This is a genomic window from Mesorhizobium sp. M7D.F.Ca.US.004.01.2.1, from assembly GCF_003997785.1.
Classification (GTDB): Bacteria; Pseudomonadota; Alphaproteobacteria; order Rhizobiales; family Rhizobiaceae; genus Mesorhizobium; species Mesorhizobium loti.
In genome coordinates this window covers 1-10,575 of the sequence record NZ_RZRQ01000213.1, presented here as the reverse complement: position 1 = coordinate 10,575, position 10,575 = coordinate 1, and the positions used below count along the sequence as shown (strand labels likewise).

Annotated in this window: 15 protein-coding genes and 1 other RNA gene; 8 read left to right on the top strand and 8 right to left on the bottom strand. The window is 62.5% G+C overall.

The features are described from left to right. On the top strand, window positions 1–260 hold a 260-nt coding region (locus tag EN993_RS24240; RefSeq protein ID WP_206532408.1), incomplete at its 5' end, for a GyrI-like domain-containing protein. Window positions 261–315: 55 nt separating this feature from the next. Here EN993_RS24240 and EN993_RS24235 read toward each other — a convergent pair. The 4 genes from EN993_RS24235 to EN993_RS24220 form a co-directional block, all read right to left on the bottom strand. Further along, window positions 316–540, bottom strand: coding sequence for a ribbon-helix-helix domain-containing protein (locus tag EN993_RS24235; protein ID WP_127265024.1), 225 nt, complete (start codon window positions 538–540; stop codon window positions 316–318). Next, window positions 537–734 (bottom strand): DUF4169 family protein, encoded by a 198-nt coding sequence (locus EN993_RS24230; protein WP_127265023.1) that lies wholly within the window; start codon window positions 732–734, stop codon window positions 537–539. Before EN993_RS24230 ends, EN993_RS24235 begins: the two co-directional genes overlap by 4 nt. Before the next feature lie 16 nt (window positions 735–750). Further along, complete coding sequence (locus EN993_RS24225; protein WP_109668138.1) at window positions 751–1,290, bottom strand: SspB family protein; 540 nt, start codon at window positions 1,288–1,290, stop codon at window positions 751–753. A 118-nt stretch (window positions 1,291–1,408) separates the two neighbouring features. Beyond that, window positions 1,409–2,098 (bottom strand): TetR/AcrR family transcriptional regulator, encoded by a 690-nt coding sequence (locus EN993_RS24220; RefSeq protein WP_127265022.1) that lies wholly within the window; start codon window positions 2,096–2,098, stop codon window positions 1,409–1,411. Between the two features lie 186 nt (window positions 2,099–2,284). Between EN993_RS24220 and EN993_RS24215 the strand changes: the two genes are divergently transcribed. Then, the gene (locus EN993_RS24215; RefSeq protein WP_109668133.1) at window positions 2,285–3,490 is read left to right on the top strand and encodes a multidrug effflux MFS transporter; all 1,206 of its coding nucleotides are present in this window, start codon (window positions 2,285–2,287) and stop codon (window positions 3,488–3,490) included. A 44-nt stretch (window positions 3,491–3,534) separates the two neighbouring features. Here EN993_RS24215 and EN993_RS24210 read toward each other — a convergent pair whose 3' ends face one another. Both EN993_RS24210 and ssrA read right to left on the bottom strand, forming a co-directional pair. Beyond that, window positions 3,535–4,089 (bottom strand): AAA family ATPase, encoded by a 555-nt coding sequence (locus tag EN993_RS24210; RefSeq protein WP_127265021.1) that lies wholly within the window; start codon window positions 4,087–4,089, stop codon window positions 3,535–3,537. Window positions 4,090–4,200: 111 nt separating this feature from the next. Next, window positions 4,201–4,560, bottom strand: a transfer-messenger RNA (tmRNA) gene (gene ssrA / locus EN993_RS24205). 170 nt (window positions 4,561–4,730) lie between these two features. Between ssrA and EN993_RS24200 the strand changes: the two genes are divergently transcribed. Further along, window positions 4,731–5,042: a DUF2853 family protein gene (locus EN993_RS24200; protein ID WP_109668129.1), complete on the top strand. Its 312-nt coding sequence runs from the start codon at window positions 4,731–4,733 to the stop codon at window positions 5,040–5,042. A gap of 174 nt (window positions 5,043–5,216) precedes the next feature. After that, complete coding sequence (locus EN993_RS24195) at window positions 5,217–6,011, top strand: thymidylate synthase (protein WP_109668127.1); 795 nt, start codon at window positions 5,217–5,219, stop codon at window positions 6,009–6,011. 211 nt (window positions 6,012–6,222) lie between these two features. Here EN993_RS24195 and EN993_RS24190 read toward each other — a convergent pair whose 3' ends face one another. Then, window positions 6,223–6,432, bottom strand: a complete 210-nt coding sequence (locus EN993_RS24190; protein ID WP_095202217.1) for a molybdopterin-binding protein — start codon at window positions 6,430–6,432, stop codon at window positions 6,223–6,225. Between the two features lie 159 nt (window positions 6,433–6,591). Between EN993_RS24190 and modA the strand changes: the two genes are divergently transcribed. From modA to EN993_RS24170, 4 genes are all read left to right on the top strand, one after another. Then, entirely contained in the window at window positions 6,592–7,386 is a 795-nt protein-coding gene (gene modA / locus EN993_RS24185; protein ID WP_127265020.1) for a molybdate ABC transporter substrate-binding protein, read from the top strand. A gap of 25 nt (window positions 7,387–7,411) precedes the next feature. After that, entirely contained in the window at window positions 7,412–8,116 is a 705-nt protein-coding gene (modB, locus tag EN993_RS24180; protein WP_127265019.1) for a molybdate ABC transporter permease subunit, read from the top strand. Next, window positions 8,113–9,225, top strand: coding sequence for a molybdenum ABC transporter ATP-binding protein (gene modC / locus EN993_RS24175; RefSeq protein ID WP_109668121.1), 1,113 nt, complete (start codon window positions 8,113–8,115; stop codon window positions 9,223–9,225). Before modB ends, modC begins: the two co-directional genes overlap by 4 nt. An 81-nt stretch (window positions 9,226–9,306) precedes the next feature. Beyond that, entirely contained in the window at window positions 9,307–9,648 is a 342-nt protein-coding gene (locus EN993_RS24170) for a winged helix-turn-helix domain-containing protein (RefSeq protein ID WP_109668119.1), read from the top strand. Window positions 9,649–9,802: 154 nt separating this feature from the next. Here the strand turns inward: EN993_RS24170 and cobF are convergent. Beyond that, on the bottom strand, window positions 9,803–10,575 hold a 773-nt coding region (gene cobF / locus EN993_RS24160), incomplete at its 5' end, for a precorrin-6A synthase (deacetylating) (protein WP_127265017.1).

Below are 10,575 nucleotides of genomic sequence, written 5' to 3'. Positions count from 1 at the left end.
GTGTCGGGACCGACCAACCGATCGAGGCGAACGGCGAGCAGATCAAAGCCGGCGAGATCCCTGGCGGACGCTGCGCGGTGCTGCGCGTCGTCGGCAACACCGACAATCTGGAGCCCGCCGCGCTCTACCTTTATCGCGACTGGCTTCCGGCCAGCGGCGAGGAAGCACGCGACTTTCCGATCTATTGCCAGCGGCTGGGCTTCTTCGCGGAAGTGCCGGAGCATGAGGCGGTCGCGGAACTGTATTTGCCGCTGAAATAGCGCCCTCCGACGGCGGCCTGTCCCATCCGATCGCGAGAAACGGACAGGTCGCTATCTAGAGATGCGTTCCGCGCTTCGCCCAATCGAGGACATGGAGCCTCAACGCCGAGGACAGGTTGGTGTCGCGAGGTCGTGTCTCGTCGACTTCGGCGACAAGAGCGGCGAGCGTCAATTGCCGCGCGGCCGCGATCGCGACGAGGTCGTCATAGAAGGGTTTTTCGAGCGAGTAGCTGGTGCGGTGACCGCGAATGGTCACCGAGCGCTTTTCGACCGTGCTCATTGACGGTCAGGGTCGCCGGGCTTTTCACGACGATGCCCGGCAACGAATTTTTCGCTGTTGTCGGCGACCAGGCGGTCGCGTTGCTTCTCTGTCTTGGAGCGGCCGTGCAGCGCGCGATTCTGTTCGGCGTCGCGCACCTTTTCGTCCCGCGCCTTCAGCTTGCGGGCTTGGCGGAGGTTGACGATGTCGGCCATGGCGTGAACCGCAGGCCTATTTCTTGCGGAAGGCGTCGAGCGAGACCACTTCGGCGCCCTTGGTGGCGGCGTCCGCCGCTGCAGGCTGCTTCTTCTCCGCCTCGGCGGCGGCCTTCTTCTCGGCCTTCGGCTTTTTCTCGGAGACGATGGTCAACGGCTCGGGCGTAGCTTGAGCGGCTGGTTCCTCGGCTGCTCCGTCCGTCTTGACGTCGAATTCGAGCTCGAAATTGACCGAGGGATCATAGAAGCCGCGTACGGCGGAGAACGGGATTTCGAGTTTCTCCGGTACGTCGGAGAAGGACAGCCCGACCTCGAAGCCGGTGTCGGTCACCTTCAGGTCCCAATACTGGAACTGGATGACGATGGTCATCTGCTCGGGATAGCGCTCGCGCAGCCGCGACGACACGCGCACGCCCGGCGCGCCGGTCAGGAAGGTGATGAAGAAGTGATGATTGCCGGGGAGGCCGGTACGCGCGACCTCGGCCAGGACTTTGCGCATGACGCCGCGCAACGCCTCCTGGGCCAGAATGTCGTAGCGGATGTGGTCGTCGGCCATGTGGCGGTCGGGTTCCGTTGAATCGTCCGCATAGCTGTAATCAAGCTTGAGGGCGGCGTAAACCTGATATAGACCGCCGCCGCACCGAGATGAGGACTATTGCCGACGATTTGATCGCTCAGGCGCTGGCGAGCGCGCTTTGCTTTTCAACCGATGTCGCGGAGCGGCGCTTGCCGAAGGCGCGCAGGAAGGTGCGCACGCCATTGGTCGCTGATTGCAGCACCTCGTCCTCGCGCGGCGAGCCGCCAAGCATGAAGGTCGTCTGCAGTTCGGCATTGACGAGACCAAGGAACTGGCGTGCCGCCACGTCGGGGTCGTCGATCGCGAGATAACCGCCATAGGCGAGGCGGGCAAAGCGGGCAGCGATTGCCGGCCATGTCCTGCCCGGCCCCTGTTCGCGCCATTCGGCAAACAGTTCGGGATAGCGCTCGCCTTCGGTCTGGATCAGCTTGCGCAGGAATTTTCCATCGCGGTTGCAGATGCAATTCTGGTTCAAGCGCATGGCAAAGCCGATCAGATCGGCCTCGAGATCCCCCGGCAGATCGGGGAAGGTGGCAATGGTGGCGAAGATGCCGGCATTGCAGCGTTCGGTCAGGTCGCGGACCACAGCAACGAACAATTTCTCCTTGTCGCCGTGATGGTTGTAGATGGTCTGGCGCGAGACGCCGGCTTCGGCGGCGATCAGATCGATGTTGGCGCCGGCGAAACCTTCGCGGCAAAACACGGTGGCGGCGGAATCGACGATCGACAGGCGCTTGGCCTCATGGCCGCGTGGCGGGAAGGTGTCAGGAGAAATGTGCAGCTTCATAAAAATCTATATAGAGGTGATTGACGAATTAGACAAGAGTGTCTAAATTTGTGGACAGAAGATAAAGAGATTTCACGACGAGACGAATGGAAATTCGCTTTTGGGGTGTCGGGATCTCATGGGATGGAACGTCCTAGGTTAGACGTCGCCTGGCGGCGGCAACCAGATTTGAAAGAAGCCTTTATCATGAGTCCCAAATTCCTCCGCATTGCGGTCGTGCTCGGCCTGTTGTCCGCCATCGGCCCGTTCGCCATCGACATGTATCTGCCCGCACTGCCGTCGATCGGCGCCGATCTGCACGCCGGCACCGCCGCAGTGCAGATGAGCCTGTTGATCTTCTTCCTGTCGATGGGTTTTGGCCAGATCGTCGTCGGGCCGATCTCCGACATGGTCGGCCGCAAGCTGCCGCTCTATGGCGGCCTTGCGCTGTTCATGGTCGGCGGTATCGGTTCGGCAATGGCGCCGACCATCGAATGGCTGATCGCTTTCCGCTTCCTGCAGGGGCTTGGCGCCAGCGCCGGCATGGCCGTTCCACGCGCCATCGTGCGCGACCTGCACACCGGCAACGAGGCCGCCAAGCTTATGTCCCTTCTGATGCTGGTGTTTTCGGTGTCGCCGATCCTGGCGCCGCTGACCGGCAGCGTGATCATCGAGAATTTCGGCTGGCGCGCCGTGTTCTGGACGGTGACTGGCGCTGCTCTGCTAGCCACCATCCTTCTGGCGACCTCGCTCAAGGAGACGCGGCCGGTGGAAGACCGCGCCGGCTCCTCCTTCGGCACCGCGCTGTCGGCCTACCGCTTCCTGATGGGCGACCGTAACTTCCTCGGCCTGACGGCTATCGCCGGCTTCGGCATTGCGAGCTTCTTCGTCTATCTGTCGAGCTCGTCGTTCATCCTGATCGACCACTACGGCCTGTCGCCTTCGGTCTACAGCGTGTTCTTCTCGATCAATGCGGTCGCCTTCATCGGCATGTCGCAGATGACGGGACTGCTGGCCGAGCGGTTCGGGCTGCGGCGCGTGGTGCGCGTCGCGGTGACCGGCTATGCCACGACGATGGTGGTGCTGTTTGCGGTGATGGCGACCGGCATCGACCGGCTCGACGTGATGGCGGCACTGCTGTTCGTCGGCTACGGCTTCCTCGGCCTGGTCATCCCGACCACCTCGGTGCTGGCCATGGAAGAGCATGGCGAGATCGCCGGTACGGCTTCGGCGCTGATGGGCACGCTGCATTTCGCCATCGGCGCGCTCGCAATGGGTGTCGCCGGCGTGTTCTTCGACGGCACGCCGCTGCCGATGGTGGCCGGCATCACGCTGTGCGCGGTGATTTCCTTCACGCTGGCCAAGGTCACGCTCGGCCGCTCGCGCGAAGCTGCCGAGGCGCCGGCGGAATAAGCAACCACAAACAAATGAAAGAGGCCGGGTTCACCCGGCCTTTTTCATGCCAATTCCGTCTCGGCCAACACGAAGCGCAGCCGCTCCTCGACCGGGGCCAAAGGCAGCGGGATCAGTTCATAGCCCAGTTCCGTGTAGACGCCGACCAGCATATGATAGGTGCGCTCGGCCTCCTCAAGCGTCTGCTTGCGCTCTTCATCCTGCGCGAAGATCTCCGGCCAGGGCGGGGCGACGAAGACGCGCGGATTGTAGCGGAAGCGCTCGGCGGCAGAACTGACATGCTGGGGCACCGGCAGGCCGCTCAGTCTGAGATAGCCAAGCGTGTCCGGCACGCCGCGGTCGAAAAAGACAGGGCGCCCGGTCTGTTCGCGCGCAACCTGATACGAGCGCATCTCCCATGACAGCATCAGTTCGGCGAACAGCGTGCGATCGCGCCAGGGCAAAGCGGGTCCGCCTATGTCGGACTGGTCGCGGATGATGCCGCGGCCGGCTTCGACAGAGGTGGCAAAGCCTGCCCGGCGCAGGGCTTCGATCAGGGTGGTCTTGCCGGAGCCGGGACCGCCGGTCAGCACGAAGAATCGATCGGAATCGTTTTGCATGTTTTGTCCATGAGAGGGGCACGCGGCGGTGCGCCTTCGCGGCCCATAGCCGTTGGAAGGACCGGCCAGCGGGAGCTGCCGTTGTGCGTAGCGCATGTTGAGGAGGGGAGAAGTGGAGGTTTCTGTTGCCAGGTACCTCCGAACCCCGCCTAGAAGTGCGAACCCCTAGGGCTTGAATTGAAGCTATCGCACCGCTTACGCGGCGAGACGTGCTTCCGCATAGTTGTCATTTGCAACTACAGGTTTAGCCCGATGACGGTGGTACCATGCCGGGCAAAAGTACGATCTTTACACCTTCGTCGATCCTATTTCGCCCCCATCAAAAACCGCTCTGTCGCCGACAGCAGCTTTTGGTGGAGGCGCCGGGTACCGCCCCCGGGTCCGAACGGCTTATTTCATCGCCCATTTATCGCCATAGTCGGTCAAGCCGACAAACCGAATATAGGGGGCCATCGCGAGAAATGAAAGGCCGCATTGGCACTTTGTCCCCGTGTCAAAACCGCATCTCCGAAGGGTTGACTTGGGCGCGGTCTCAACCGAAGCTTTGCCACGGTGAGGAGTTATCGACCTAGCGCACAAGTTGCAGCAGCGCGCCACAGCCCTCATCGATCGGATCCGTGGCGCCGACGAGGGGAATTTTGATGGCCGACTATCTTGCAGACGTGAAGAAATACGACGCTGGCGCCAGTGCGGATGCGGTCGAAAAGATCGTAAAGCACCTGGGCATCGCGCTCAGGAACCGTGATTCCTCACTGGTATCCTGCACCGACCCAAAGGAACTCGGTCGTGTCAGGGACAACTGGGTCGCCAAGAAACTCGGCATCAGCGACGCAGCGAAAGCCGATGCGGTGATCGAAAAGACCTGCAAGGCGATGGCGGCCGATAACACCAAGAGCCGGGTTACCTTCTACTATCTGGTTGCGAAGGACCTGGGCAAGCTCGGCTCCCTCTAACGATCGCGCGCTGACGATCGCGCGTCAATTTGCGGAGGCTGGCGCAGCCAATGCGCCAGCCGGTGACGTTATTGGGGACTGGCTGCCTTCAGGCAGGGCTTGCCGCTGCTTTGTGGTGTTCGATTGCCTGTCCGTCAGTTATGATGGCTGGACAACCGAATCGAGCCGGAACCGATGCGCCAGTATCTCGACCTCCTGCAGCACGTGCTGGACAACGGCGCCGATCGCGGCGACCGCACCGGCACCGGAACGCGCTCCGTCTTCGGCTACCAGATGCGTTTCGACCTGGCGCGCGGCTTTCCAGTCACCACCACCAAGAAATTGCATCTCAAGTCGATCATCCATGAACTTCTGTGGTTCCTGGCCGGCGACACCAACATCAAATATCTCACCGACCATGGCGTTTCGATCTGGGACGAATGGGCCGACGAGAATGGCGATCTCGGCCCGGTCTATGGCAAGCAGTGGCGCTCCTGGCCGGACGGCCATGGCGGGTCGATCGACCAGATCGCGAATCTTCTCAAGGAGATACGCAAAAATCCTCAATCTCGGCGGCTGATCGTTTCGGCGTGGAATCCGGCCGAGGTGGAAGCGATGGCGCTGCCGCCCTGCCACTGCCTGTTCCAGTTCTATGTCTCGGAAGGGCGGCTTTCCTGCCAGCTCTACCAGCGTTCGGCCGATATCTTCCTCGGCGTGCCGTTCAACATCGCTTCCTACGCCTTGCTGACGCTGATGGTGGCGCAGGTGACCGGGCTGAAGCCCGGCGATTTCGTCCACACGCTTGGTGACGCGCATCTCTACTCGAACCATTTCGAGCAGGCGCGCGAACAGCTGCGGCGTACGCCGAGGGCGCTGCCGACGATGTGGATCAATCCGGAGGTGAAGGACCTGTTCGCCTTCCGCTTCGAGGACTTTCGGCTGGAAAACTACGTCGCTGATGCATCGATCAAGGCGCCGATCGCCGTCTAAGGTATGTTGATATTCAGGTGATGCCGGCCTGCAAACGGCAGCTTGCTGCGCTTCCAGTTCTACTGCGTCGCAGTAGAACTGAGCTCACGTACTTAAAGTACGCTCCGCTCCGGTTCTCGGAACCCGCCGTTTTCGACTCGGCCTGACCTGAATCTCAACACACCTTAGGTCCCGATAGCGGGTTTGCACGGCGCCCCTGAGCGCGATCAATTCAGTCTATGCCGACCATCACGTCCGAGGCCTTGACCACGGCATAGGCCTGCTTGCCCTTTTCGAGCTTGAGATCGGCGACGGCCTCGTTGGTGATCGAGGCGGTGACGATGGCGCCGCCACCAATGTCGATCCTGACATGCGAGGTGGTGGCTCCCTTGACGATCTCGGTGATCGTTCCCTTGAGAATGTTGCGGGCGCTGATCTTCATCGGAGTTCCTTTCCAAGGTTTCTTTGCCGGTCTTACCAGAACAATCGGTGTCGTACAGACGCTTTCAGGGCGCGCTGGGCCTTCCCTTGTTATATTCATGCGGATATATCGGTTGGCGGGCTTCGAGCCGATCGGATTTCAAACCAGGGAGAGTTTTCCATGACGCGCAATGGTTTCGGGTTGAGGGCGATCGCCATTGGCGGTGTTGCGGCGACGTTGATGGCGGCAGTGCCGGCAGCGCACGCGGAAGACAAGGTGGTGGTGTTTGCCGCGGCCAGCCTCAAGGACGCGCTGGATGCGGTGAACAAGGCCTGCGAGGCCGATGTCGGCGAAGCCGCGACCGTTTCGTATGCCGCAAGCTCGGCGCTGGCCAAGCAGATCGAGGGTGGGGCACCGGCCGATGTCTTCATTTCGGCCGACCTCGACTGGATGAAATATCTGTCCGACAAGAAGCTGACCAAGCCGGACACCGAAGTGAAGCTGCTCGGCAACGAGATCGTGCTGGTGGCGCCGAAGGATTCGGCGGTTGAAACCAAGATCGAGAAGGGCTTCGACCTCGCCAAGCTGATCGGCGACGGCAAGCTCGCCATGGGCGATTTCAAGGCAGTGCCGGCCGGCAAATATGGCAAAGCTGCACTTGAATCGCTCGGCGTCTGGTCCTCGGTCGAGGGCAAGGTGGCGCAGGCCGAGAATGTGCGCGCGGCGCTGAAGCTGGTTTCGACGGGCGAAGCAGCCCTTGGCATCGTCTATGCCACCGACGCGCATGCCGAAAAGGGCGTCAAGGTGGTCGGCACCTTCCCGGAGCATTCGCATCCGCCGATCATCTATCCGGTTGCCCAGACCGCCGATTCGAAGGACAAGGATACGCCGGCTTTCCTGAAGTGCCTGCAGTCGGCCAAGGCAACCGCGCTGTTCAAGGATCAGGGTTTTACCGTGCTCGCGCCGAGCAACTGAGTTCCAAGGAGCTTCATCTCGCATTATGAATTGGCTGCTGGACCTCACTCCCGACGAATGGAATGCGGTCCGGCTGTCCATCAAGGTGGCGACGGTGGCGATGCTTTTCAGCCTCCCACCGGGCATCTTGATCGCGCTGCTGCTTGCCCGGGGACAATTCTGGGGCAAGACGCTGCTCAACGGGCTGGTGCATCTGCCGCTGATCCTGCCGCCCGTGGTGACCGGCTATCTGCTGCTGCTCACCTTCGGCCGGCGCGGCCCGGCCGGCGCCTTCCTGGCCGAGCATTTCGGCATTGTTTTCTCCTTCCGCTGGACGGGTGCGGCGCTGGCTTGCGGCGTCATGGGCTTTCCCCTGATGGTGCGGGCGATCCGCCTGTCGATCGAGGCGGTGGACCGCAGGATGGAGGCGGCGGCGGGAACGCTCGGCGCCAATCCGCTCTGGGTGTTCGCCACCATCACGCTGCCGCTGATCCTGCCTGGGCTGATCGCCGGCGCCATCCTGGCCTTCGCCAAGGCGATGGGCGAGTTCGGCGCGACCATCACCTTCGTCTCCAACATACCCAATGAGACGCAGACATTGCCGTCGGCGATCTACACCTTCACACAGGTGCCGGGTGGCGATGAAGGAGCACTCCGTCTGACGCTGATTTCCATCGTCATTTCCATGGCCGCACTGGTGGCTTCGGAAGTGCTGGCGCGGCGGGTCGGCCGGCGGATGGACATCGAATGAGCGTTCTCGTCGACATCAGCCATCGGCTGGGCGGTTTCGCCATCGAAGCCCGGTTCGAAAGCGCCGGGCGGCTGACGGCGCTTTTCGGACCGTCGGGGTCGGGCAAGACGACGCTGATCAACATGATCGCCGGGCTGATCCGGCCCGACAAGGGGCGCATCGAGGTCGACGGCCGGGTGCTGGTCGATACGGCTGCCGGCATTTTCGTGCCGAAGCACAAGCGCCGCATCGGCATGGTGTTCCAGGATGCGCGCCTGTTCCCGCATATGAGCGTGGCCAGCAATCTGCGTTACGGCCGTTGGTTCACGCCACCAGCGGAGCGCTATGCTGACCTGGATGCCGTTGTCGATCTGCTCGGCATCGGCCCGCTGATGAACAGGCGACCGGCAAAGCTCTCGGGCGGCGAGAAGCAGCGCGTGGCGATCGGCCGGGCGCTGCTGGCCAGCCCCAGCCTCCTTCTCATGGACGAACCGCTGGCCTCGCTCGACGAAGCGCGCAAGGCCGAAATCCTGCCCTATATCGAACGGCTTCGCGACGAGACGAAAATCCCGATCGTGTATGTCAGCCATTCCGTCGCCGAGGTGGCGCGGCTGGCCAGCGACGTGGTGATGCTGGCGCAAGGCAATGTCATCGCCGGCGGACCGACCGAGGCGGTGATGCAAAGGCTAGACCTGTTGCCGGCGGAAGAGCGCGGCGAGGGCGGCGCCGTGCTGGACACCAGGGTGCTGCGTCATGACGAGACGTTCGGCATGACCGTGCTCGGCTCGGCCGCAGGCGAGATCCGGGTGCCGCGGCTGGCGATGACGACAGGTGCTAGGGTGCGCATTCGCATCCGTGCCCGCGATGTGATGATCGCCACCGAGAAACCGACAGGCCTCAGCGCACTCAACATCCTGCCGGGAACCATTACCGCGATAAGCCCCGGCGAGGGCCCGGCGGTCGAGGTTGGTATCGACTGCAACGGCGCAACCGTGCTTGCCCGCATCACCGAACAGTCTCGGCATACGCTGAAGCTCCATCTCGGCGGCAAGGTTTTCGCGGTGGTCAAGACGGTGAGCTTCGACCGGGCCAACACCGGCGCCGGACTGCCCGCTGAGGCGGATGGATGAGGGGCGCTATGTTTTTTTGGAATAGCGGTGTCGCCGAGGAGATTCTAGTATGGGATCGGACGTGACCGCGGAGGAGCAAGAATGCCGTCGCTGAGCTTGCGGATAAATCTCGATCCCGACGGGCGAATCGGACCGGGCAAGATCGAGCTTTTGGAACACATAGCTACTTTCGGCTCGATCTCGGCCGCGGCGCGCGGCATGGAGATGTCCTACAAGCATGCCTGGGACCTGGTCGAGGACATGAACCGGGTGTTCGGCAAACCGCTGGTGGCGGCGCAGACCGGCGGCCGCAAGGGCGGCGGCGCGCAACTGACGGCCGTGGGGCTGGCAGTGGTCAGCCGCTTCCGCGCCATCGAGCGTGCGGCCGCCGCCGCGGCAGCGACGCATATGGAGGCGCTGCAGGCGGAGATTGATGCGGGGTGAGGGCAGTAGGGCAGTAGGGCAGTAGGGCAGTAGGGCAGTAGGGCAGTAGGGCAGTAGGGCAGTAGGCAGGGAAGTAAGCAGGCATTCGTGTGCTGTCTTCCAGCACAAACATCCTTCACCTATTGCCCTACTGCCTTGCTCCCCTATTGCCTTCCTATTCAGGTTTGCGAAGCAGATAGGTGTCCATGATCCAGCCCTTCTGCCGGCGGGCTTCTTCACGGGCTTGCTCGATCTCGGCGCCGATATCACCGAGACGACCCGAGATGAGAATCTCGTCCGGGGTGCCGAGATAGGCGCCCCAGTGGATGACGACATCCTTGTCGTCCAGCGTGTTGAAGGCGCATTTGCCGTCGAGCAGGACGACCGCGCTACCGGCATTGTCCGGCATGCCTTCCTCAGTCAGGCGGCGGCCGGTGGTGATGAGGACGGAATCGCCGATGCGGTTCAGCGCCATCTTGTGGCTGGCGGCAAGCGCCTGGACGGCGGTGATGCCGGGTATCACCTCGAGCTCGAACGCGACATTGCCTCGCAGGCGCACGCGCTCGAGGATGCGCAAGGCGCTGTCGTAGAGCGAAGGATCGCCCCAGATCAGGAAGGCGCCGCAGCCATCCCCCGCAATCTCGTCGCGGATCAGACCCTCGTAGATCGCGGCGATGGCTTCATGCCAGTCATCGACGGTCGAGCGATAGGAGGGGGCCGGCCCATCTTCTACTGGCAGGTCGCGCACCGGCACGTCGAATTCGACGCGGCGTGACTTCGGATTGGTGACGAAGCGGTCGCAGATCTGACGGCGCAGCTCGGCAAGGGCGGTCTTTTTCTCCCCCTTGTCGGGGAGAAACAGCACATCCGCCTGGTTCAGGCCTGATATGGCCTGAACGGTCATGTGGTCGGGATTGCCGGCGCCGAGGCCGATGACGAGAAGCTTGC

Excerpts from the sequence above, each read along its gene's own strand:
- modC (WP_109668121.1), top strand. The coding sequence starts at position 8,113 with ATGAGCGTTCTCGTCGACATCAGCCATCGGCTGGGCGGTTTCGCCATC.
- EN993_RS24230 (WP_127265023.1), bottom strand. The coding sequence starts at position 734 with ATGGCCGACATCGTCAACCTCCGCCAAGCCCGCAAGCTGAAGGCGCGG.
- EN993_RS24235 (WP_127265024.1), bottom strand. The coding sequence starts at position 540 with ATGAGCACGGTCGAAAAGCGCTCGGTGACCATTCGCGGTCACCGCACC.
- EN993_RS24215 (WP_109668133.1), top strand. The coding sequence starts at position 2,285 with ATGAGTCCCAAATTCCTCCGCATTGCGGTCGTGCTCGGCCTGTTGTCC.
- EN993_RS24220 (WP_127265022.1), bottom strand. The coding sequence starts at position 2,098 with ATGAAGCTGCACATTTCTCCTGACACCTTCCCGCCACGCGGCCATGAG.
- EN993_RS24170 (WP_109668119.1), top strand. The coding sequence starts at position 9,307 with ATGCCGTCGCTGAGCTTGCGGATAAATCTCGATCCCGACGGGCGAATC.
- modA (WP_127265020.1), top strand. The coding sequence starts at position 6,592 with ATGACGCGCAATGGTTTCGGGTTGAGGGCGATCGCCATTGGCGGTGTT.
- EN993_RS24190 (WP_095202217.1), bottom strand. The coding sequence starts at position 6,432 with ATGAAGATCAGCGCCCGCAACATTCTCAAGGGAACGATCACCGAGATC.
- EN993_RS24210 (WP_127265021.1), bottom strand. The coding sequence starts at position 4,089 with ATGCAAAACGATTCCGATCGATTCTTCGTGCTGACCGGCGGTCCCGGC.
- EN993_RS24225 (WP_109668138.1), bottom strand. The coding sequence starts at position 1,290 with ATGGCCGACGACCACATCCGCTACGACATTCTGGCCCAGGAGGCGTTG.
- EN993_RS24195 (WP_109668127.1), top strand. The coding sequence starts at position 5,217 with ATGCGCCAGTATCTCGACCTCCTGCAGCACGTGCTGGACAACGGCGCC.
- EN993_RS24200 (WP_109668129.1), top strand. The coding sequence starts at position 4,731 with ATGGCCGACTATCTTGCAGACGTGAAGAAATACGACGCTGGCGCCAGT.
- modB (WP_127265019.1), top strand. The coding sequence starts at position 7,412 with ATGAATTGGCTGCTGGACCTCACTCCCGACGAATGGAATGCGGTCCGG.